The sequence below is a fragment of the Arthrobacter woluwensis genome (assembly GCF_030816155.1).
Classification (GTDB): domain Bacteria; phylum Actinomycetota; class Actinomycetes; order Actinomycetales; family Micrococcaceae; genus Arthrobacter_E; species Arthrobacter_E woluwensis_A.
Genome location: NZ_JAUSXR010000001.1, coordinates 1,296,764 through 1,319,208 on the forward strand (window position 1 = coordinate 1,296,764; position 22,445 = coordinate 1,319,208).

The following is a 22,445-nucleotide window of genomic DNA, read 5'->3' on the forward strand; positions in this document are numbered from 1 at the left end:
GTGACCGGATTTCCGGTCACCGGCCTTGCCGTGTCTCGACCGGGTGGATGACTCCGCCCGTGACCGGGTCCGCACGGGACCCGGCATGAACGTGTGAACCCCCGAGGATGTGACCCCCATGAGCACCAGGCCCCACGAACCCAGGCCCCAGGAGCAGGGACCGGAGCCCGCGGACCGCGATGCGAAGCCGGCGGTGACCGGAGAACCCGGTGATGGCCGGACCCGCGCCGGTGTGCGCAAGGCCGTGATCGGCCTCTTCGCCGCGGCGGCCGTCTTCGCCTACGCCCTGGACCAGCTGAGCAAGTTCTGGGTCAGCACCACCATGGAGGAGGGCGAGCGGATCGCGGTTCTGCCTCCCGTGTTGCACTGGTACTACATCCGGAACTCCGGGGCCGCGTTCTCCATCGGGGAGAACTTCACCTGGGTGTTCACGATCATCATGGCCTGCGTCTCGATCGCGGTGCTGGTGTTCATCCGCCGGGTGGGGTCGCTCTGGTGGGGCCTCGCTCTCGGGTTCCTGCTGGGCGGCGCCCTGGGCAACCTCACGGACCGGCTCTTCCGGCCGCCGTCCTTCGGCATGGGGCACGTGGTGGACTTCATCCAGCTGCCCAACTTCGCGATCTTCAACATCGCGGACTCGGCCGTCGTGTGCGCCGTCTCGATCATCGTGATCCTGACGCTGCGGGGGATCGGTGCGGACGGCCGCAGACTGTCCTCGGCCAAGAGCGACGACGACGCCGAAGGGGACCGCTCATGAGTGACGCGCTGGAAACCGGACCGTCGACGGCGGAGGAGCAGTCCGTCGTCGTGCCGGAGGAGTATGCGGGCAAGAGGGTCGACGCCGCGCTGGCGGCGCTGCTGGACCTTTCCCGTTCCGCGGCCGCCCAGGCCGTGGCCGAAGGGCGCGTGAGCGTGGACGGCGCCGCCCCGGCGAAATCCCTGAAGCTGTCCGCCGGACAGACCGTGGTCGTGCGGCCCTCTGAGAAGCGTGACCCGCTGGAAGTGGTGGTGGAGAAAGTGGATGGACTGGACATCCTGCTGGATGACGAGGACTTCGTGGTGGTGGACAAGCCCGTGGGCGTGGCCGCGCACCCGTCGCCGGGCTGGGTGGGGCCGACCGTCGTCGGCGGCCTGGCGGGCGCCGGCTACCGGATCTCGACGTCGGGTGCTCCGGAGCGCGCCGGGATCGTGCACCGTCTCGACGTCGGGACGAGCGGGGTCATGGTGGTCGCCAAGACCGAACATGCCTACACCCTCCTCAAGCGGGCCTTCAAGGAGCGGACGGTGGACAAGGTCTACCACACGGTCGTCCAGGGCCTGCCCGACCCCTTGAAGGGCACGATCGACGCCCCCATCGGCCGCCACCCCGGCCACGACTGGCGTTTCGCCGTGATCGAGGACGGTCGTCCCTCGGTCACGCACTATGAGGTGCTGGAAGCGTTCGGTCGCGCCAGCCTGCTGGAAGTGCACCTGGAGACGGGCCGCACCCACCAGATCCGCGTGCATTTCTCGGCGCTCCGGCACCCCTGTGCCGGGGACCTGACCTATGGTGCGGACCCCCGTCTCGCGGCCGACCTCGGGCTCACGCGCCAGTGGCTGCACGCCAAGGAACTGAGCTTCGATCACCCGCGCACCGGGGAACGGGTCACGGTGTCCAGCGAGTACCCGCAGGACCTGGCCTACGCGCTGGAGCGGCTCCGCGACGGACTCTGATCCGGCGGGCGTCGTGCCACGCACCAGCGGGGCTCGGCGCGTAGGATGGATGGGTGGCAAATCAGGATTCCTTCGTCCATCTGCACACTCACACCGAATACTCCATGCTGGACGGTGCGGCCAAGCTGGGGGAGCTCTTCGCCGAGACCAATCGGCTGGAGATGCCCGCCCTGGCCATCACGGACCACGGCTATCTTTTCGGTGCCCACGACTTCTGGAAGAAGGCCAAGGACGCCGGCGTGAAGCCGATCATCGGCGTCGAGGCGTACGTGGCCCCGGGGACGCACCGCACCGACAAGAGCAGGGTTCGCTGGGGTGATGAGAGCCAGCGCAGCGACGACGTCTCCGGTGGTGGCGCGTACACCCACATGACGCTCCTGAGCTACAACAACACCGGCATGCGGAACCTGTTCCGGGCGTCCTCGATCGCCTCGCTGGACTCCGTGTTCGGCAAGTGGCCGCGCCTGGACCGCGAACTGCTGAACACCTACGCCGAGGGCCTGATCGCCACCACGGGCTGCCCGTCGGGCGAGGTCCAGACCCGTCTGCGGCTGGGCCAGTACCGGGAGGCCCTGGAGGCCGCCGCCGAATTCCGGGACATCTTCGGCAAGGAGAACTACTACTGCGAGCTCATGGACCACGGCCTGTCCATCGAGACCAGGATCCGTGAGGATCTGCTGCGGCTTGCGAAGGACCTGGGCCTTCCGCTCGTGGCCACGAACGACCTCCACTACACGCACCAGCACGACGCCAAGGCACACGAGGCGCTGCTGGCCATCCAGTCCGGCTCCACCCTGCTGGAACCGAGCTATGACGAGGGCGGCTCGCGCTTCGCCTTCTCCGGCACCGGCTACTACCTGAAGTCTCCGCGTGAGATGCGGGAGCTGTTCCGCGACCTGCCCGACGCCTGTGACAACACCCTCGTCATCGCCGAGCGCTGCGAAGTGGGCTTCGAGCACAACAACTACATGCCGAAGTTCCCGTGCCCGCCCGGCGAGAACGAGGATTCCTGGCTCGTGAAGGAAGTGGAGAAGGGTCTCCACTACCGTTACCCCAAGGGCATCCCGGACGACGTCCGCAAGCAGGCCGAGTACGAGCTCGGCATCATCACCAGCATGGGCTTCCCCGGCTACTTCCTCGTGGTGGCCGACTTCATCAACTGGGCCAAGGACCACGGCATCAGGGTGGGGCCGGGCCGTGGCTCCGGCGCCGGTTCCATGGTGGCCTACGCCCTGCGCATCACGGATCTCGATCCGCTGCGCCACGGCCTGATCTTCGAACGCTTCCTCAACCCGGACCGCGTCTCGATGCCCGACTTCGACGTCGACTTCGATGATCGCCGCCGTCCGGAGGTCATCGAGTACGTGACCCGGAAGTACGGCGATGAGCGCGTCTCCATGATCGTCACCTACGGCACCATCAAGACGAAGCAGGCGCTGAAGGACTCCTCGCGCGTGCTCGGGTACCCCTTCAGCATGGGTGAGACCCTGACCAAGGCGCTGCCGCCGGCGGTCATGGCCAAGGACATCCCACTCAAGGACATCGAGGACCCCAAGGCCAAGCGGTACAGCGAGGCCGGGGACTTCCGGGAACTGCTGAAGACGGATCCGGAGGCCGCCAAGGTCTTCGAAACGGCACTCGGCCTCGAAGGCCTGAAGCGCCAATGGGGCGTGCACGCCGCCGGCGTGATCATGTCCTCGGACCCGATCATCGACGTCGTGCCGATCATGCGCCGCATCCAGGACGGCCAGGTCATCACGCAGTTCGACTACCCCACGTGTGAGGGCCTCGGCCTGATCAAGATGGACTTCCTGGGGCTGAGAAATCTGACGATCATCTCGGACGCCATCGAGAACATCAAGCTCAACCGGGGCATCGACCTGGACCTGGAGAAGCTGGAGCTGGATGACCAGGCCTCCTACGAGCTCCTGGCCCGCGGCGACACCCTCGGCGTCTTCCAGCTCGACGGCGGGCCCATGCGGTCCCTGCTCAAGCTCATGAAGCCTGACAACTTCGAAGACATCTCCGCCGTGCTGGCGCTGTACCGGCCGGGCCCCATGGGCGCCAACGCCCACACCGATTACGCGCTCCGCAAGAACGGCCTCCAGCCGGTCATCCCGATCCACCCGGAACTCGAGGAGCCTCTCAAGGACATCCTCGGCGGCACCTTCGGCCTGATCGTGTATCAGGAGCAGGTCATGGCCGTGGCTCAGAAGCTCGCGGGCTACTCGCTCGGACAGGCAGACATCCTCCGCCGCGCCATGGGCAAGAAGAAGAAGGAGGAGCTGGACAAGCAGTTCGCCGGCTTCCAGCAGGGCATGCTGGACAACGGCTACTCGGCCGAGGCCGTCAAGACGCTCTGGGACATCCTGCTGCCCTTCTCCGACTACGCCTTCAACAAGGCGCATTCCGCCGCATACGGCGTGGTCTCCTACTGGACCGCTTATCTCAAGGCCCACTACGCGCCGGAGTACATGGCGGCGCTGCTCACCAGCGTGGGCGATGACAAGGACAAGTCCGCCGTCTACCTCAACGAGTGCCGCCACATGGGCATCACGGTGCTTCCGCCGGACGTCAATGAGTCCGCCCTGACCTTCACCCCGGTGGGCAACGACATCCGCTTCGGCATGGGCGCCATCAGGAACGTCGGTGCCAACGTGGTCAACGCGATGGTGGAGACCCGCAAGGAGAAGGGCGCGTTCACCTCGTTCTCGGACTTCCTGCAGAAGGTCCCGGCCGTGGTCTGCAACAAGCGCACCATCGAATCCCTCATCAAGGCGGGCGCCTTCGACTCGATGCCGGGCAACCGCCGCTCGCTCGTCATGATCCATGAAGAGGCCATCGACTCGGTCATCACGCTCAAGCGCAATGAGGCCAACAACCAGTTCGACCTGTTCAGCGCCCTGGATGACGCTTCGCCTGATGCCGGGCTGACCGTGGAGATCCCGGATCTGCCCGAGTGGGAGAAGAAGGACAAGCTGAGCTTCGAGCGTGACATGCTCGGCCTCTACGTCTCGGATCACCCGTTGCAGGGCATGGAGACGGCGCTGAACGGCCTCGCGGACACGTCGGTGGCCAGTGTGATGAGCGACGACGGTCCGCCCGACGGTGCGATCGTCACCATCGCGGGCATGATCACCTCGCTCAGCCGTCGCGTGGCGAAGTCCAGCGGCAATGCCTATGCCCGGGCGGAGATCGAGGATCTGGGCGGCTCGATCGAGACCATGTTCTTCGGCCAGGTGTACGGCCCCATCGCCACGATCCTCGCGGAGGACCTCATCGTGGTCGTGAAGGGCCGTGTGCAGCGGCGCGACGACGGCTCGGTCACCCTGAACTGCATGGAGCTGAGCGTGCCTGATCTCAGCCAGGCGGAGGGCAACGGCCAGCTGGTCATCAGTCTGCCGACCCACAAGGCCACCGAGGATCTGGTCGGCCGTCTGGGGGAGGTGCTGCGGAGTCACAGCGGCCGCGCCGAGGTGCGGCTCAAGCTGCAGGGCACTCGCAGCATCGAGCTGATGCGGCTGGGCCGGAACTTCGCCGTGGACCCGAACCCCTCTCTGTACGCGGACTTGAAGGTGCTGCTGGGGCCGGCCTGCCTTGACGCCTGACCGTGTGCCGTGGGTCTGGCGCCCGTGTGACGTGGGTGCTTTCGGTCACCGACTCCAGGATCGATAAACTGGAGCGGTGACTGACACCCATGACGCAATCCTGGACCGAGCCGACTTCTTCCGCACCGTGGACCTGCGGGGCAAGCATCTGAACCGGACGGAACTCAAGGCCGCGGTGCCCCGGGTGCATGAGGAGTCGAATCAGCAGGCCGAGGACGCCGTGCTGGGCATCATCGCCGAGGTCCGCGCGGGTGGACATCAGGCGCTGCGGGACCTCGCTCAGCGGTTCGACGGCGTCACCCTGGACAGCGTGCGGGTTCCCCGCGAGGCGCTGCGGGATGCCCTCGCCGGGCTCGACTCCGGGGTGCGTGCCGCCCTGGAGGAGTCCATCGACCGCGCCCGCCGCTTCGCCGAGGCCCAGCGCCCGGCGAACGTGGAGACGGTGCTGGCGGAGGGCGCCGTCGTGCGTCAGCGCTGGATCCCGGTCAACCGCGTCGGCCTGTACGTGCCGGGCGGTCTGGCGCCCCTGGCCAGCTCCGTCATCATGAACGTGGTCCCGGCGCTGGCGGCCGGGGTGGAGTCGGTGGCTCTCGCCTCGCCTCCGCAGAAGGACTTCGGCGGTCTGCCGCACCCCACGATCCTCGCCGCCGCGGAACTGCTCGGTGTGGAAGAGGTCTACGCGATCGGCGGCGCCCAGGCGATCGTCTCCTTCGCCTACGGCGTCCCGGCGGACGGACAGGAAGAGGCGCTGGAGGCCGTGGACCTGGTGACCGGGCCCGGCAACGTCTTCGTGGCCACCGCCAAGAAGCTCGTCCGGGGAGTGGTGGGGATCGATTCCGAGGCAGGTCCCACCGAGATCGCGGTTCTGGCCGACGAGACGGCCCAGCCGGCTCTCGTGGCCGCGGACCTGATCAGCCAGGCCGAGCACGATCCGCGAGCCTCGAGTGTCCTGGTCACGTCGTCGGTGGACCTGGCCGACGCGGTCCGGGAGGAACTGCTGCGCCAGGCCCGCACGGCCCGGCACTCCGAGCGCATCCTGACCGCCCTGTCCGGCCCGCAGTCCGGCGTGGTGCTGGTGGACGATCTCGAGCAGGGGATCGCCGTGGCGGACGCCTATGCCGCCGAGCACTTGGAGATCATGACGGCGGACGCTCCGGCGGTTGCGGCGCGGATCCGCAATGCGGGCGCCATCTTCGTGGGCGACTACTCGCCGGTGAGCCTGGGGGACTACTGCGCGGGTTCCAACCACGTCCTGCCGACGTCCGGCACGGCGCTGTTCTCTTCGGGCCTGAATGTCACCACATTCCTGCGCGCGGTGCAGGAGATCGAGTACTCGCGTCAGGGGCTCTCCGAGGTCCGCACGCACATCGAGGAACTCGCCGAGGCGGAGAACCTTCCATCGCACGGCGAAGCGGTGTCGATCCGTTTCCGTTGAGCGCGCGACAAGACCTATGACCACAACATGTGGTAATTACATCCTTGTATTTTTACAACATGTGGTTCTAAACTGACTTCAGCCATAGAGGAGGCGTAGTGTACTGTCCGTTTTGCCGTAACGCCGACTCCCGGGTGGTGGACAGCCGGGTCACCGAGGACGGTTCGTCCATCCGGCGGCGCCGCCAGTGCACCAATTGCTCGCGGCGTTTCACCACGGTGGAGACCACCAGCCTCTCCGTGCTGAAGCGCTCCGGAGTGGCTGAGCCCTTCAGCCGCAGCAAGGTCATCAACGGCGCGCGCAAGGCGTGTCAGGGACGACCCGTCACCGAGGATGACCTGGCGATGCTCGCCCAGGAAGTCGAGGAGACGGTCCGTGCCAGCGGCGCGGCCGAGATCAAAGCCCACGAGGTGGGGCTGGCGATCCTGGAACCGCTCCGGCGACTGGACGAGGTCGCCTACCTGCGCTTCGCGAGCGTCTACCAGGACTTCGATTCGCTGGACGACTTCGAGAAGGCGATCGCACGGCTCAGGTCGCAGGAGGACTGACCCCCAGGGGAGGGGCCACACAGCTCCCGGTGCCGGCGGAGGGGAAGCCGCCCGCACCGGGCACCAACGGAGAGGGCCTGTCAGCCACTGGCTGACAGGCCCTCTCCGTTCACGGGGTGAGGCTCATTTCACGAGCTTGTGGTGCTGCGCCACCTGAAGCGCCGCTCCGACGATCCCCGCCTCGTTCTTGAGCTTGGCCGGGATGATCGGGGTGCGGAGGTCCAGACGCGGAAGGTACTCGTCCGCGCGCTTCGAGATGCCACCGCCCACGATGAACAATTCGGGGGAGAACAGCATCTCGACGTGGCTGAAGTAGCGCTGCAGCTTGACCGAATACTCTTCCCAGCTCAGGCCGTCGCGCTCACGGGCCACGGCGGACGCCTTGGACTCGGCGTCGAAGCCATCCAGTTCCAGGTGTCCCAGTTCGGCGTTCGGGACCAGCTTGCCGTCGAAGATGAAGGCCGAGCCGATGCCCGTGCCGAGCGTGATCACCAGGACCGTGCCGTCCACGTCCTCGCCCGCGCCGTACCGGACTTCGGCGAGGCCGGCGGCGTCGGCGTCGTTGATCACCTCGACCGGGCGGTTCAGACGCTCGGAGAGCAGCGCGTTGATGTCCACGCCGATCCACGACTTGTCCACGTTCGCGGCCAGGCGGCAGACGCCGTGCTGGATGATGCCCGGGAAGGTCACGCCGACGGGCGCCTTGACGTCGGGTGCGTCCTCGCGCGAGCAGAGCTCGTCCACGATCTGCGCGACGACCTCGGAGACGGCCTCGGGGGTGGCCGGCTGCGGCGTGGGGATGCGGAAACGCTCGCCCACGAGCTTGCCGCTCTTCAGGTTGACGATCCCACCTTTGATCCCGGTGCCGCCGATGTCGACGCCGATCATGGCCGGGTGCTTCTTGCCGGTGTTCTCGTTCTTGCTCACGCTGATCCTTCGGTGCTGCGGACGGTTGCAGGGGGCAGGCAGGCGCCTACGGCACTGTGAGAATCTCAGCGCCGGTATCGGTCACCACCAGGGTGTGCTCAAATTGCGCGGTCCGTTTGCGGTCCCGGGTCAATACGGTCCAGTCGTCCGGCCACATATCCCACTCGATGGTGCCGAGCGTGAGCATGGGTTCAATCGTAAACGTCATGCCCGGCTCGATCACAGTGTTGTACGCCGGTGCGGCGTCGTAGTGCGGAATTATTAAGCCCGTGTGGAAGGCTTCGCCCACACCGTGGCCGGTGAAGTCCCGGACCACCCCGTAGCCGAAGCGCTTGGCGTAGGACTCGATGGTGCGGCCGATGACGTTGATCTCGCGTCCGGGGGCCACGGCCTTGATGGCGCGGCGGAGGCTCTCCTCGGTGCGTTCGACCAGGAGGCGGGACTCCTCGTCGACGTCGCCGACCAGGAAGGTGTAGTTGGTGTCGCCGTGCACGCCGTGGATGTAGGCGGTGATGTCGATGTTGAGGATGTCCCCGTCCTCGACCACGGTGGAGTCGGGGATGCCGTGGCAGATGACCTCGTTGAGCGAGGAGCAGAGGGACTTGGGGAAGCCGCGGTACCCGAGCGTGGAGGGGTAGGCGCCGTGGTCCAGGAGGAACTCGTGCCCGACGGCGTCGAGCTCGTCCGTGGTCACGCCGGGCGCGATGTGTTTGCCCACCTCCACGATCGCCTGGGCGGCGATCTTGCTGGCGATGCGCATCTTCTCGATGGTCTCCGACGACTTCACGGCGCTGCCGGTGAACTTGGCGGGTGCCGGGCGGTCCACGTACTCGGGCCGCTCGATGTTCGGCGGCACAGGACGACGCGGGCTCACGATTCCGGGGGTGAGCTTACCCAGAGGTGCGGTTTCAGCTACTGGTGGCATACGTTTGATAGTAGTCGTCACTCACAAGGAGGAATGGAATCATGCCGCAGTACTGGTACAACATGGTCACCCATCAGGTGGAGGAGGACGCCATGAGCGATTGGAGCCAGCTCCTCGGCCCCTACGACACGCGCGAAGAGGCCGAGAACGCCCCGCAGAGCGTGCAGCGGCACAACGAAGCCTGGGAAAAGGGCGACGAGGACTGATCGTTCTCGGACGTCCTGGAGGACGTCTTAGAAGGAGTGCTCCGGGCCGGGGAAGGACCCGTCCCGGACCTCCTCGCCGAAGGTCCGTGCCCCTTCCAGGAGGTCCTGCCGGATCCGGGCGTACTGCTTGACGAAGCGCGCCATGCGGCCGCCCCGCAGCCCCATGGCGTCCTGCCAGACCAGGACCTGGCCCGTGGTCACGTTGCCGGCGCCGATGCCGACGGTCGGGATCGTGAGCGCCGCATCCACCTGCGCGGCGGTGGCCGCCGGGACCATCTCCATCAGCACGGCGAAGGCGCCCGCCTCCTGCAGTGCCAGCGCATCCTCGACGAGCCGCGCGGCGTCGTCGCCCCGGCCCTGAACCCGGTACCCGCCCAGCGCATGCTCGCTCTGCGGGGTGAAGCCGATGTGGCCCATGACCGGGATGCCGGCCTGGACCATGGCGCGCACGGTGTCCGCGTAGTAGGCGCCGCCCTCCATCTTGACGGCGTGAGCCAGGCCCTCCTTCAGGAACCGGACCCCGGTGGTGACGGCCTGCTCGATCGAGGCCTCGTAGGAGCCGAACGGCAGATCCGCGAGCACCAGTGACCGCTTGGCGGCCCGTGCGACGGCGCGGCACAGCGGCAGCAGCTCGTCCACGGTCACCGGGAGGCTGGTCTCATTGCCGAACACGTTGTTCGACGCGGAGTCACCGATCAGCAGCACCTCGATGCCCGCCTCGTCGAAGATCTCCGCCGTGTACTGCTCGTACGCGGTCAGCATGGCGAAGTGACGGCCTTCCGCTTTGGCGGCCTGCAGGTGGTGCAGCCGCACGCGTCCGGCCGGAGCGGACGACGACGCCGCGGGGCCGCTGCCGTACGGGGCGCTCGTCTCGCCCGGGGTGCTGGAGCTGGCGGATTCACTGTGCGTCATGTCTCCGAGCTTAATGCTGAACCGTCAGGGGCGCCGAATTACGGGACGCCGGTGGAATGACGGCCCACAGAGCCCCTGGCCTGGGTAGAGTTGCATGCAGCACAGTACAGCCCCGGCCTGCGCCGGGATCCAGAGGGAAGCGAGGGCAGCATGGACCGCCAACAGGAATTCGTGCTCCGGACCATTGAGGAGCGCGACGTCCGGTTCGTCCGGCTCTGGTTCACGGACGTGGTGGGCTCCCTCAAGTCCGTGGCCCTGGCCCCCGCGGAGGTGGAAGGCGCTTTCGCCGAGGGCCTCGGCTTCGACGGCTCGTCCATCGAGGGCCTCGCCCGCGTCTACGAGTCCGACATGCTCGCGCAGCCGGACCCGTCCACCTTCCAGATCCTGCCCTGGCGCGGTGAGACCGAGCAGACCAGCCGGATGTTCTGCGACATCCTCACCCCGGACGGTCAGGCCAGCGCCGCGGACCCGCGCAACGTCCTGAAGCGGACGCTCGCCAAGGCCGCGGACATGGGGTTCACCTGCTACACGCATCCGGAGATCGAGTTCTACCTGCTCAAGTCGGACAAGCCGGGTCCGGACGGACTGCCGGTGCCCGTGGATGAGGGAGGCTATTTCGACCACGTCCCCGGTGGCGTGGCGCAGGACTTCCGCCGCACCGCGGTGACCATGCTGGAATCCGTGGGCATCTCCGTGGAGTTCAGCCACCATGAGGCGGGCCCGGGCCAGAACGAGATCGATCTGCGCTATGCGGACGCCCTCCAGACCGCGGACAACATCATGACGTTCCGCACCATCATCAAAGAGGTGGCGCTCCAGCAGGGCAGCTACGCCACCTTCATGCCGAAGCCGTTCACGCAGCACCCGGGTTCCGGGATGCACACGCACTTCTCGCTGTTCGAGGGTGACACGAACGCCTTCCACGAAGCGGGCGCCGAATACGAGCTGTCCCGCACGGCGCGCCAGTTCATCGCCGGGATCCTGCGCCACGCGCCCGAGTTCACCGCGATCACCAACCAGTTCGTGAACTCCTACAAGCGGCTGTGGGGCGGGGGAGAAGCCCCGAGCTACGTGTCCTGGGGCCACAACAACCGCTCCGCACTGGTCCGGGTCCCGCTGTACAAGCCGGGCAAGGGCAACTCCGCGCGGGTCGAGTACCGCGGGATCGATTCCGCGGCCAACCCGTACCTCGCGTACGCGGTCCTGCTGGGGGCCGGCCTCAAGGGCATCGAGGAAGGCTACGATCTGGCGCCGCCGTCCGAGGACGACATCGCGTCGCTGTCCACGGCTGAGCGCAGGGCCCTCGGCCACGACCCCCTGCCGGCCAGCCTGCATGACTCCATCAATGCCATGGAAAACTCCGAGTTCATGGCGGAGATCCTCGGGGAGCAGGTGTTCCAGCACTTCCTGAGGAACAAGCGCGCCGAGTGGAGCGACTACCGTCTGCAGGTCACGCCGTATGAACTCCAGCGCAACCTGGGGATCCTCTAACGCTGTGGCGATGAGTGTCGCCCGCCGTCTCATCGCGGCGGGTTTCAGTGACGTTGAACGGGCCGAGCGCTTCCTGGCGGCTCCCGAGCTGGACGGAGTGGACCGGGACCTGCTGTTCGCCGGTCTCGTCCAGTCCGCCAATCCGGACGAGGCGCTGTTGTCACTGGTCCGCCTCCTCGAGAAGGAGAAGGCCGCTCCGGGAACGGTGGGGCGCCTCCTGCGAGGTGACCCGGAGGACGCGGAGGCGATGTACCGCCTCCTCGGCAGCTCCGTGGCGCTGGCCGACTTCCTGTTGCGGAACCCCGAGGAGCAGAGCCTCCTGGAGACACGGGTCAGCCCCGAGCCTGCCCGGGTCCCGGGCGAGGATCTTCGCGCCTCACTGCTGGCCTCCGTGGGCGCGGATCCCCGGGCCGCGACGCCGGTCGCCACCCTGACCGGGGACGAGGGCCAGAGCGCCCTGCGCGTCCGCTATCGCCGGCACGTGACCGAACTGGCCATCCGGGACCTCGGGGCAGCGGATCCCCGGGATTACATGCCGCAGGTGGGCGCCGAACTCGCGGATCTGGCGGCCGCCGCCCTCGATGCCGCCCTGGCGGTGGCGCGGGCCGAGGCCGGCGTCAAGTTCTCGCCTCTCGACGTCGAAGCCGTCCGTCTCGCGATCGTGGGCATGGGCAAGTGCGGCGCCCGCGAGCTCAACTACATCTCGGACGTGGATGTCATCTACGTGCTGGACTCTGAGGGACTGGACGAGGTCCGGGCCGTGGAGATCGGGACGTTCCTCGCCGGCACCCTCGCCCGGATCATCTCCCATCCCGGGCGCGAACCCGGGCTGTGGGAGGTGGACGCCAACCTCAGACCCGAAGGCAAGGACGGGCCACTCGTCCGCACCCTGGAATCGCACCGGCAGTACTACGCCCGCTGGGCGGAGAGCTGGGAGTTCCAGGCACTCTTGAAGGCCCGGACGATGGCCGGGGATCCCGAGCTGGGCCGCCGCTACCAGGAGATGGTGGAGCCCCTGGTCTGGTCTTCCGCGGGCCGCGAGGGCTTCGTCGAATCGGTGCAGGCCATGCGCCGCAGGGTCACGGACAACATCCCCGCAGCCGAACTCGCCCGCCAGATCAAGCTCGGCCCCGGCGGACTCCGGGATGTGGAATTCACCGTCCAGCTCTTGCAGCTGGTGCACGGCAAGGCAGATCCGTCCCTCCGGGTCAGGGACACGACGTCGGCCATCGCCGCCCTGTCCCATGGCGGGTACATCGGCCGTGCCGACGCCTCGGAGTTCGACCGGGCGTATCGGCAGCTGCGCGTGATCGAGCACCGCATCCAGATGGCGCAGATGCGCCGCACGCACCTCATGCCCGAGAAGGAGGAGGAGGTGCGGGCGCTGGCACGCGCCGTCGAAGGCTCGCTGAGCACGGCCCGCCCGACGGCGGACAGCCTCCTGACCTCGTGGCAGAAGACCAAGCGGCGCGTGCGCGAGCTGCACGAACAGATCTTCTACCGGCCCCTCCTCGGCACGGCCGCCTCCCTCAGCTCCGACGAGGCCCGCCTCAGTCCGGAAGCCGCGTCCGCCCGGCTCGCGGCGCTCGGCTACCGTGACCCCGAGGGCGCCATGCGCCACATCGCGGCGCTGACCAGTGGAGTCAGCCGCCGGGCGGCACTGCAGCGCCAGCTCCTGCCGGTTCTGCTGGGCTGGCTCGCCGAAGGACTGGACCCCGACGCCGGCCTGCTGGCCTTCCGCCGCGTCAGCGAAGCGCTCGGGGCCACTCACTGGTACCTGGGCCTCCTGCGAGACTCCCAGGCGGCTGCCGAGCGGCTGTGTCATGTCCTGTCGGACTCGAGGCTCATCGCGGACCTTCTCGAGGTGTCACCCGAATCGGTGGCCTGGCTGGGCAACAACAAGGAACTGGCCCCCGTGCCGTTCGAGACGCAGTGGCAGGAGATCCGGTCCAAGATGGCCCGGCACCAGGATCCGTCGAGCGCCATGCGGCTCATCCGGCTGATCCGCCGTCGGGAGATCCTGCGCACCGCCATCGCCGACGCGGCCGGGATCCTCGACCAGGACGGGGTCTCCCAGGCTCTGTCCGACGCGGACCGTGCCGCCATCCTCGGCGCCCTCCACGTCGCCGAACGTCAGGCCGAGGCCCAGGGCGGGCTCCTGACTCGCGTGCTGGTGGTGGCGATGGGGCGGCAGGGCGGCCGTGAGATCGGCTACGGCTCGGACGCAGATGTCCTCTACTTACATCAGGCGCTGCCCGGGGTGTCCGAGGAGGACGCCCAGAAACAGGCGCTCCAGATCGTGGGACAGGTCTCCAGCCTGCTCATGCAGCCCCTCAAGCCCGCCATCCTCGCGGAGCGGGTCCTCTCACTGGACGCGGATCTGCGTCCGGAGGGCAAGAACGGGCCCATGGTCCGGTCGCTCGAGGCGTTCCGGGTCTACTACGAGCGCTGGTCCCTCGTCTGGGAGGCCCAGGCGCTGCTCCGGGCGCGGCCGATCGCCGGCGATGACCGCCTGGCCGAGGCGTTCCTGGAACTGATCGATCCGATCCGGTACCCGGAGCACCTCTCGCCCCAGGACGAGCGGGAGATCCGTCGGATCAAGGCCCGGGTGGAGACCGAACGCCTGCCGCGGGGCGCCGATCCGTCCCGCCACGTCAAGCTCGGCCGGGGAGGCCTGAGCGATGTGGAGTGGCTCGTGCAGCTGCGCCAGCTGGAGCATGCCCACGAGCATCCGGGACTTCGGACCACCTCCACCATGGAGGCGCTGGCGGAGCTCGCGCGGCTTGGGCTCATTGCCGAGGAGGACGCGGCTCTGCTCGCCGATGCGTGGCGGCTGGCAAGCCGGGTCCGCAGCGCCAACGTCATCTGGTCCGGTAAAGCCTCAGACCTCCTGCCGTCCGCACGGCGGGACCTCGAAGCCGTGTCCCGGTGGTGCGGGCACCCGGCCTCCCACGCCGCCGAATTCGAGGAGCAGTATTTGCGCCTGACGCGACGTGCTCGCGCAGTCTTCGACCGGGAGTTCTACGGGCAGCGCTGAGTGCTCTGTCCGCGACGAAAGGATCAAGGGATGAATCGACAACCGTGGAAGACTTCGCGGCAGAAGGACGGGGGAGGAGGCCCGCGCGGCCGTCGGGCTCCCTGGGCGCGGCTGACCGTGCTGGTGCGGTTCGGGGTGGCCGTGCTGACGGCGTGCCTCGCCGTCGTCGGGCTCTCCGTGCCGGCCGCCTCCGCCACCGCGCCGCATGAGGTGAGCGGCAAGAAGTTCGTCATCGGCACGGACACCACCTTCGCTCCGTTCGAGTTCCGGGACCCCTCCGGTGAGCTGACGGGCATCGACATGGATCTCATCCGCGAGATCGCCAAGCGTGGCGGATTCGAGGTCGAGATCAAGTCCCTCGGCTTCAACGCCGCTCTCCAGGCGCTCTCGTCCAACCAGGTGGATGGCGTGATCGCCGGTATGTCCATCACGGACAAGCGCAAGCAGGTCTACGACTTCTCCGATCCGTACTTCGAATCCGGTGTTCAGATGGCCGTGGCCAAGAGCAACACCGACATCAAGGGTTACGAGGACCTCAAGGGCAAGACGGTCACCGCCAAGACCGGCTCCGAAGGGGAGACGGCGGCCAAGGAACTGTCCGGCAAGTACGGCTTCACGGTGAAGTCCCTGGACCAGTCGGCCACGATGTATGAACTGGTGAAGTCCGGCAACGCGGTCGGCGTGTTCGACGACTACCCCGTGCTGGCGTACGGCATCAGCCAGAACAACGGCCTCAAGACCGTGACGGACAAGATCCCAGGCGGCAGCTACGGCTTCGCCGTCAACAAGGGGAAGAACCCCGAACTGCTCGCGGCGTTCAACAAGGGCCTCTCCGAGATGAAGGCCGACGGCGAATACCAGAAGCTCCTCGACAAGTACCTCAAGGCGCCGGAGGCCGCGGCCGCGAGCAGCTTCTGGGATCTGCTGGTGCAGAGCTTCCCAGCCCTCATGAGCGGCCTGCGCAACACGGTGCTTGTCACCATCATCTCCTTCGCGGTGGCGATGGTCTTGGGCCTGTTCTTCGGCTTCCTGAAGATCTCGCGGAACGTGGTGGCGCGCGGTGTGGCGACCACCTTCGTCAACGTCTTCCGCGGCACGCCGCTCCTGGTCTGGGCGTTCTTCTTCTACTTCGGCATCCCACAGCTCACCGGGCAACCCATCAACATCTGGGTGGCGGGTGTCCTCACGCTGAGCCTCAACTCGGGCGCCTACATCACCGAGATCGTGCGCGGTGCCGTGCAGTCGGTGGACCCGGGCCAGCTGGAAGCGGCCCGGAGTCTCGGCATGGGCTACGGCAAGTCGATGCAGAAGGTCGTGGTGCCACAGGCCTTCAAGCTCATGACGCCGTCCCTCATCAATCAGCTGATCATCATGCTGAAGGATTCGTCCTTGCTCCTGGCCATCGGCTTCGCCGAGCTGCTGTACCAGGGCCAGCAGATCTACGCCGGCAACTTCCGCATCACCGAGACTCTCGTGATCGTGGCGGCGCTGTACTTCGTGGTGATCATGCTCCTGACACAACTGGCCAACTACGCGGACAGGAAGTTCAACAAATGAGCACGGGTGCAGAGACGGTCCGTGATGACCGGGCCGAGAAGGTCACGGTCACGGGCCTGAAGAAGTCCTTCGGCAGCAACGAGGTCCTCAAGGGCATCGACGCGGTCATCCACGAGGGCGAGGTGGTGGCGGTCATCGGCCCCTCGGGCTCGGGCAAGTCCACTTTCCTGCGCTGCCTCAACAAGCTGGAGGACATCTCCGGCGGCACAGTGCAGGTCAACGGTTATGACCTCACGGGTGCGAACGTGGACATCAACCAGGTCCGCCGCCAGATCGGCATGGTGTTCCAGCACTTCAACCTGTTCCCGCACATGACCGTGATCGAGAACATCATGCTGGCCCCCGTGGAGACCGGGAAACTGGACAAGGCGGCGGCCCGCACCCGTGGCCTGGAGCTCCTGGCCCGGGTGGGGCTGGAAGCCAAGGCCGACGCCCGTCCCGTGTCCCTCTCGGGCGGTCAGAAGCAGCGCGTGGCGATCGCCCGCGCGCTGGCCATGAGCCCGGACATCATGCTCTTCGACGAGGCCACCTCGGCCCTGGACCCGGAGATGGTCGGCGAGGTCCTCCAGGTCATCAAGGACCTGGCCTCCGAGGGTATGACGATGGTCATGGTCACCCATGAGATGGGCTTCGCCCGCGAGGTCGCCGACCGCGTCATCTTCATGGCGGACGGCTACATCTGCGAGCAGGGCACCCCCGACGAGCTGTTCGGCAATCCCCAGCAGCAGCGGACCAAGGACTTCCTCTCGAAGGTCCTCTGAGCGGTGGAGCTCTAAGCCGTGGCCGTCCGCGCGCGAGCCGTGCGGACCTGCTGAACGACGACGGCGGCCGCTTCCCCGGGTGGGGAGGCGGCCGCCGTCGTCGTGGGACGGGCCGTGGCCCGGAGACGGCTGCGTCAGAGGATCTCTTCGCGGTCCTGGAGCTCGATGACCCGTTCCTCGCGGAGCGCACGGAGGGCCGAGGACACGTGCAGGGCGCCGTGCACGCCGAAGTACTCGGGGAGATCCTGCTCGGCGACGAAACGCCAGCTCAGGAGTTCTTCCTCCTGCAGGGTGATCTCGGCGCCGTCGGCCAGGACACCGCCGTCGTACAGGAAGTTCAGTCCGTCGCCCACGGGGTCGGGGAAGGCGGAGTGCCCGATGATCAGGAGCGCCCCGGGCTGGATGTCCAGGCCCAGCTCTTCGAGGCCCTCGCGGCGGGCGGCCGCGCGGGGCGCCTCTCCGGCGTCCACCGTGCCCCCGGGCAGGAGCCAGCCGTCTTTGTAGTTGGGCTCGACGGCAAGGACCCTGCCCTCGCCGTCGCGGATCACCAATCCCGCGGCGACACGGCGGCGGGGGAGTGTGCGGAAGTATTCGATGCTTTCCGGACTGAGTTCGGCCATGACCCGAGCCTAGCAAGAGCGGGTGTCCCCGCATCAGGCCTGCGACCTCCCGCGACGGGCGGACGGCGAATAGTCTGTCTCCATGACAACGGAACGGTGGCGGCAGGCCACGGAATGGCCGCTCATGGCGGCGGCGCTCGTGTTCCTGGCCGCGTACTCGGTGCAGGTGATCGGCGACGTCTCGGAACGCCAGGCCCAGGCCCTCGAGTTGATCCAGTGGATCACGTGGGGCGCGTTCACCGTGGACTACGCGGTGAGGCTGTTTCTGGCGCCCCAGCGCTGGCGCTGGCTGGCCACCCATCTGCCGGATCTGGCGATGGTCGTGCTGCCGGTGCTGCGGCCTTTGCGCCTCCTGCGTCTCGTCACGCTGCTCCGGGTACTGTACGGCACGGCGGGCAAGGCGCTGCGGGGACGGATCGTCACGTTCGTCGCGGTCTCGGCCGTCTTCCTGACGTACTGTGCCTCCCTCGCGGTGCTCGACGCCGAGCAGCACGCCGAGGGCGCGAACATCGTCACGTTCGGTGACGCCGTGTGGTGGTCGCTCACCACCATCAGCACGGTCGGGTACGGGGACCACTACCCGGTCACCCTGATCGGCCGGGCCGTGGCCGCAGCGCTCATGGTCTCGGGAATCGCGGTCCTCGGCGTCGTCACCGCATCGATCGGATCGTGGCTGGTGGAGCGGGTGTCGGCGACGGCGACGGTCGCCGTCGAGCAGGCCGACGCGGATCTGAAGGGGCAGCTGGAGCGGCTGCACGCCGAGGTGGCGCGGCTCGGCCGGTTGCTGGAGGAGTCGCAGGGCGACCGCAAGGAGCCGGTGGTGGGGGAGGAGGCACGCTAGGCGACCAGGCAGGGACCCGGGAAGGGGACAGACAGAAGGCCCCCGGAACAATGCTCCGGGGGCCTTCTGTGTCCAGTTGAGGCTGAGGCTCACGCGGCGTGGGCCGAGATCATCCGCCTCAGCTTGCTAGACGCCGTAGTACAGCTCGAACTCGTACGGGTTCGGGCGCAGCGACAGCGGGAGGATCTCGTTCTCGCGCTTGTAGGAGATCCAGGTGTCGATCAGGTCCTGGGTGAACACGCCACCGGCCTGCAGGAACTCGTTGTCGGCCTCGAGAGCTTCGAGGGCCTCTTCCAGGGAACCCGGGGCCTTGGGGATGTCCTTGGCTTCCTCGGCGGGCAGCTCGTAGAGATCCTTGTCGATCGGCGCCGGCGGCTCGATGCGGTTGCGGATGCCGTCGATGCCGGCCATCAGCTGAGCGGCGAACGCCAGGTACGGGTTGGAGGAGGGATCCGGTGCGCGGAACTCGATGCGCTTGGCCTTCGGGTTGGAACCCGTGACCGGGATGCGGATACCGGCGGAGCGGTTGCCCTGCGAGTACACCATGTTGACCGGAGCCTCGTAGCCCTTGACCAGGCGGCGGTAGGAGTTCACCGTCGGGTTCGTGAAGGCCAGCACGGCGGAGGCGTGCTTCAGCAGGCCGCCGATGTACCAGCGAGCCGTGTCGGACAGGCCGGCGTAGCCCTTCTCGTCGTAGAACAGCGGGGAGCCGTCGGCCCACAGCGACTGGTGGCAGTGCATGCCCGAGCCGTTGTCACCGAAGACCGGCTTCGGCATGAAGGTGACGGACTTGCCCCAGGCGTCGGCGGTGTTCTTGATGACGTACTTGAACTTCTGCAGGTCATCGGCAGCCGCGGTCAGCGTAGTGAACTTGTAGTTGATTTCGGCCTGACCGGCGGAACCGACCTCGTGGTGCGAACGCTCGACCTCAAGGCCTGCCTTGTCCAGCTCGACGCACATGGCGTCGCGGAGGTCGGCCTGCTTGTCGGTCGGCGCCACGGGGAAGTAGCCGCCCTTGACGGGGGTCTTGTAACCGAGGTTGCCGCCCTCTTCCTCACGACCGGAGTTCCAGTGGGCTTCCTCGGAATCGATCTTGTAGAAGCTGCCCTGCGGGGAGGACTGGTACTGGACGTTGTCGAAGACGAAGAACTCGGCCTCGGGGGCGAAGAACGCGGTGTCGGCGATGCCGGTGGAGGCCAGGTAGGCCTCGGCCTTCTCGGCCACGCCGCGGGGGTCGCGGTGGTACGGCTCGCCGGTGCGCGGGTTCACGATGGAGAAGTTCAGCGCCAGCGTCTTCTCGATGCGGAACGTGTCGATGAACGCGGAGGTCACATCGGGGATGAGCTGCATATCGGACTCAGCGATGCCCTGGAAGCCGCGGATGGAGGAACCGTCGAAGAGCTGGCCGCTGACGAAGAAGTCCGCGTCGACCGTCTTGGCGGGAACGTTGAAGTGCTGCTGCACGCCCGGGAGATCGGTGAAACGGATGTCGACGAACTTGACGTCCTCATCCTTGATGAACTTGAGGACTTCGTCCGCACTGGTGAACATGCATGCTCCTAACAGAATTGGGCCGGTGGCCTGAAGGCGACGGCACCGGGTTCCGGCCAGGCTTCACCCAGCGGATCGCCGTGCCATCTACTGGTGAACAGCCTAGGCGGCGGGCATTACCCGAGAATGTCTGCATTGTTTCCGGGAGGTTACAACGGAGATGTGACGGGTGGTCGCTGGGGGCCGGTGGCTCCCGGTCGTACCCTCCTCACTCTACCGACAGTGCCGCGCATCACGGGCAGGCTCTCCGCGATGCGGACAGACCGGCGGAAAAGGCGGCGGGCCTCTGCGGACCGGCCCCAGCGGATACCCTTAAGGGGTGGTGACTCGACGAGATCTAGGTTCCTGGCTGGAAGGCCCCGACACGACGCACATCAGCAAGTACCCGGGGGAGCGGCTGGGATTGCCGGAATCCGGACAGGGCTCACTGGCCCGTGCCGGACGGCGGATCCTGGCGATCTGCATCGACTGGGCACTCTGCCTGTTCATCAGCAACTTCTTCTTCGAGGGAAATTCCTGGGCCACGCTGGCCGTGTTCTTCGCGGAACAGGCTGTTCTGGTCGGAACGCTCGGCTACAGCATCGGTCACCGGATCGCGAACATCCACGTGGTGCGGCTGGACGGTTCTCCCGTGGGCATTCCCGCGGCACTGGTCCGTGCCGCCCTGCTGTGCCTCGTCATTCCCGCCATCATCTTCGACCCCGATCAGCGCGGTCTGCATGACAAGGCCATGAAGACCGTCCTGGTCCGGCGCTGAGCTGGCCGCCGTCGAACTGATCCGATTGCCCGCCCCCGCCGAATCCGAGGAGAGCGCCCCATGAGTGACAGCACCCCTGATGTCTCACCTACGTCCCTCGCGGACCTGGTGGCGGAGGACCGGATCCTGGACCCGGCCATCCGGCCCTTGTGGGAGGGGATGCCACGCGTCAGGGGCCCCGTCCACGCCGTGCGCTGTGCGCCCGGCGACAACCTCATGATGCACACGGCGATCTATCGCGCGGAGCCGGGTTCGGTCATCCTCGTCGACGCCGGGGGCACCCGGCTGGCGGTGGCCGGAGGCAACGTCTGTGCCGTGGCTCAGCAGCGCGGGATCGCAGCGTTCGTCGTCGACGGGTACATCCGTGACCTGGAGGAGGTGCGTGAGATGGGCTTCCCGGTGTTCGCCCGCGGCGTGTTCCCGAAGCCGGGTGGCAAGAACGTCGTGCTGCCCCAGGGCGACACCGTGGTGGGCGGCGTGACAGTTCGCACCGGCGACATCGTGGTGGCGGATGAGGAAGGGATCGTGGTGCTGGAAGCGGCCCACGCCCCGGACCTGCTCCAGGCCGCTGAGCAGCGCGAGATCGCCGAAAGCGACCAGTCCCTGGACGACTGGAAGCAGGCTCACCGCCGGAAGATCCAGGCCGGCCTGGTCGCCGGCGGGGACACCGGGGGACTGCCGGACTGACCCGGACGGGCGTGGCTGAAACCGCGCCGAGACCGCGCTTAAACGGAACCGGCCGCCGTCGTCTCCATATCAGGAGAACGACGGCGGCCGGCCGGCGTTGGAGGCTCAGCGGCCGCGCATCGCGCGGCGGTCCGGGCGGGCCTTGTACGGGTCGATGCCCTTCGGGATCGGCAGCTTGGTGCCCAGGGAGGCGATGCGCTTGGAGACGGCGCCCACCTCCACCTTCGTGAGGGTGGGCTTGAGCTTGCGCAGCGCGCCGCCGACCTTCGCGATCGGGACCTGGCCCTCTTCCTTGCCGGCGTAGATCACGTGGATCGGGACGTTCGGCAGGATGCGGGACAGACGCTTGCGCTCTCCGTCGGCGAGGGTGCGGACGCGGCTCTGCGGACCCTCGGTCACGAGCACGACGCCGGCGCGTCCCACGGTGCGGAACACGAAGTCCTGCGTGCGCGGGTTGGCGGCGACCGGCTGCTGCTCGACGATCCAGCCGCGGCGCAGGGTGCCGAGGGCCGCTCCCACGGCTCCGGGCTGGCCCTCGATCTGTGCGAACGCCGCGCGCTCGGCACGGCGGGACAGGATGAAGGTCGCGGCCAGCAGACCGAGCATGATGCCCAGGATCAGACCGGTGATCCAGTTGTTGAAGAGGGCGCCGATCCCGACGCCGACGCCGACCACCACGAGGAAGGCGAGCAGCATGAGCCAGACGACCAGGGGGTCGTGACGGCGGGTCATGGTGAAGACCTCGCCGATCTGCTTCAGCCGGCTGGGGCCTTTCTTCTTGGCCCGGGGCTTGCGATTGAAGAGGCCACGCTTGGTGGAGCCGTCGTCGTTCGTGACGGTGGAATCGGTGGATTTAGCCATAGTGTCTC

General features: G+C 67.5%; 19 protein-coding genes. 13 read left to right on the forward strand and 6 right to left on the reverse strand.

Annotated elements, in window-relative coordinates; all coding sequences use genetic code 11:
• Positions 1-118 precede the first annotated feature (118 nt).
• From lspA to nrdR, 5 genes are all read left to right on the forward strand, one after another.
• Positions 119-757 carry a signal peptidase II gene (gene lspA / locus QFZ52_RS05790; protein WP_307496678.1) on the forward strand — a complete coding sequence of 213 codons (639 nt, stop codon included), beginning with the start codon at positions 119-121 and terminating at the stop codon, positions 755-757.
• Positions 754-1,713: an RluA family pseudouridine synthase gene (locus QFZ52_RS05795; RefSeq protein ID WP_307496679.1), complete on the forward strand. Its 960-nt coding sequence runs from the start codon at positions 754-756 to the stop codon at positions 1,711-1,713. The genes lspA and QFZ52_RS05795 overlap by 4 nt, the downstream gene beginning before the upstream one ends.
• 53 nt (positions 1,714-1,766) lie before the next feature.
• Complete coding sequence (gene dnaE, locus QFZ52_RS05800) at positions 1,767-5,321, forward strand: DNA polymerase III subunit alpha (protein WP_307496680.1); 3,555 nt, start codon at positions 1,767-1,769, stop codon at positions 5,319-5,321.
• A 76-nt stretch (positions 5,322-5,397) separates the two neighbouring features.
• A complete protein-coding gene (hisD, locus tag QFZ52_RS05805) occupies positions 5,398-6,756 on the forward strand; it encodes a histidinol dehydrogenase (RefSeq protein ID WP_307496681.1) in 1,359 nt (452 codons plus the stop codon).
• Between the two features lie 98 nt (positions 6,757-6,854).
• Complete coding sequence (nrdR, locus tag QFZ52_RS05810; RefSeq protein ID WP_278268866.1) at positions 6,855-7,304, forward strand: transcriptional regulator NrdR; 450 nt, start codon at positions 6,855-6,857, stop codon at positions 7,302-7,304.
• A gap of 123 nt (positions 7,305-7,427) precedes the next feature.
• Here the strand turns inward: nrdR and ppgK are convergent, their stop codons facing one another.
• Together ppgK and map are read right to left on the reverse strand one after the other, a co-directional pair.
• On the reverse strand, positions 7,428-8,192 hold the full coding sequence (gene ppgK / locus QFZ52_RS05815) for a polyphosphate--glucose phosphotransferase (RefSeq protein WP_307498671.1): 765 nt from the start codon (positions 8,190-8,192) through the stop codon (positions 7,428-7,430).
• An 85-nt stretch (positions 8,193-8,277) separates the two neighbouring features.
• Positions 8,278-9,156, reverse strand: coding sequence for a type I methionyl aminopeptidase (gene map, locus QFZ52_RS05820; RefSeq protein ID WP_307496682.1), 879 nt, complete (start codon positions 9,154-9,156; stop codon positions 8,278-8,280).
• Between the two features lie 41 nt (positions 9,157-9,197).
• On the opposite strand from map, the gene QFZ52_RS05825 reads away from it, so the two are divergent.
• Positions 9,198-9,362 (forward strand): SPOR domain-containing protein, encoded by a 165-nt coding sequence (locus tag QFZ52_RS05825; protein ID WP_139244683.1) that lies wholly within the window; start codon positions 9,198-9,200, stop codon positions 9,360-9,362.
• Positions 9,363-9,389: 27 nt separating this feature from the next.
• On the opposite strand, the gene panB is transcribed toward QFZ52_RS05825, so the two are convergent.
• Positions 9,390-10,274, reverse strand: coding sequence for a 3-methyl-2-oxobutanoate hydroxymethyltransferase (gene panB / locus QFZ52_RS05830; RefSeq protein ID WP_066215430.1), 885 nt, complete (start codon positions 10,272-10,274; stop codon positions 9,390-9,392).
• 150 nt (positions 10,275-10,424) lie between these two features.
• On the opposite strand from panB, the gene glnA (QFZ52_RS05835) reads away from it, so the two are divergent.
• Genes glnA (QFZ52_RS05835) through QFZ52_RS05850 form a run of 4 tightly spaced genes read left to right on the forward strand, consistent with a single transcriptional unit; the run spans position 10,425 to position 17,120 of the window.
• Complete coding sequence (gene glnA, locus QFZ52_RS05835) at positions 10,425-11,765, forward strand: type I glutamate--ammonia ligase (RefSeq protein WP_307496684.1); 1,341 nt, start codon at positions 10,425-10,427, stop codon at positions 11,763-11,765.
• A gap of 10 nt (positions 11,766-11,775) precedes the next feature.
• Positions 11,776-14,802 carry a bifunctional [glutamine synthetase] adenylyltransferase/[glutamine synthetase]-adenylyl-L-tyrosine phosphorylase gene (locus tag QFZ52_RS05840; RefSeq protein WP_307496685.1) on the forward strand — a complete coding sequence of 1,009 codons (3,027 nt, stop codon included), beginning with the start codon at positions 11,776-11,778 and terminating at the stop codon, positions 14,800-14,802.
• A gap of 30 nt (positions 14,803-14,832) precedes the next feature.
• The gene (locus QFZ52_RS05845; RefSeq protein WP_307496687.1) at positions 14,833-16,359 is read left to right on the forward strand and encodes an amino acid ABC transporter substrate-binding protein/permease; all 1,527 of its coding nucleotides are present in this window, start codon (positions 14,833-14,835) and stop codon (positions 16,357-16,359) included.
• The gene (locus QFZ52_RS05850; RefSeq protein ID WP_307496688.1) at positions 16,356-17,120 is read left to right on the forward strand and encodes an amino acid ABC transporter ATP-binding protein; all 765 of its coding nucleotides are present in this window, start codon (positions 16,356-16,358) and stop codon (positions 17,118-17,120) included. The genes QFZ52_RS05845 and QFZ52_RS05850 overlap by 4 nt, the downstream gene beginning before the upstream one ends.
• A 134-nt stretch (positions 17,121-17,254) precedes the next feature.
• Here the strand turns inward: QFZ52_RS05850 and QFZ52_RS05855 are convergent, their stop codons facing one another.
• Positions 17,255-17,740: an NUDIX domain-containing protein gene (locus QFZ52_RS05855; RefSeq protein ID WP_307496689.1), complete on the reverse strand. Its 486-nt coding sequence runs from the start codon at positions 17,738-17,740 to the stop codon at positions 17,255-17,257.
• A gap of 82 nt (positions 17,741-17,822) precedes the next feature.
• Between QFZ52_RS05855 and QFZ52_RS05860 the strand changes: the two genes are divergently transcribed.
• A complete protein-coding gene (locus tag QFZ52_RS05860) occupies positions 17,823-18,581 on the forward strand; it encodes a potassium channel family protein (protein ID WP_307496690.1) in 759 nt (252 codons plus the stop codon).
• Positions 18,582-18,707: 126 nt separating this feature from the next.
• On the opposite strand, the gene glnA (QFZ52_RS05865) is transcribed toward QFZ52_RS05860, so the two are convergent.
• On the reverse strand, positions 18,708-20,132 hold the full coding sequence (gene glnA / locus QFZ52_RS05865) for a type I glutamate--ammonia ligase (RefSeq protein ID WP_307496692.1): 1,425 nt from the start codon (positions 20,130-20,132) through the stop codon (positions 18,708-18,710).
• Between the two features lie 319 nt (positions 20,133-20,451).
• Between glnA (QFZ52_RS05865) and QFZ52_RS05870 the strand changes: the two genes are divergently transcribed.
• Positions 20,452-20,889 (forward strand): RDD family protein, encoded by a 438-nt coding sequence (locus tag QFZ52_RS05870; protein WP_307496693.1) that lies wholly within the window; start codon positions 20,452-20,454, stop codon positions 20,887-20,889.
• A 60-nt stretch (positions 20,890-20,949) separates the two neighbouring features.
• Positions 20,950-21,576: an RraA family protein gene (locus QFZ52_RS05875; RefSeq protein WP_307496694.1), complete on the forward strand. Its 627-nt coding sequence runs from the start codon at positions 20,950-20,952 to the stop codon at positions 21,574-21,576.
• 105 nt (positions 21,577-21,681) lie between these two features.
• Here the strand turns inward: QFZ52_RS05875 and QFZ52_RS05880 are convergent, their stop codons facing one another.
• Positions 21,682-22,437 (reverse strand): DUF4191 domain-containing protein, encoded by a 756-nt coding sequence (locus QFZ52_RS05880; protein WP_307496695.1) that lies wholly within the window; start codon positions 22,435-22,437, stop codon positions 21,682-21,684.
• Positions 22,438-22,445 lie beyond the last annotated feature (8 nt).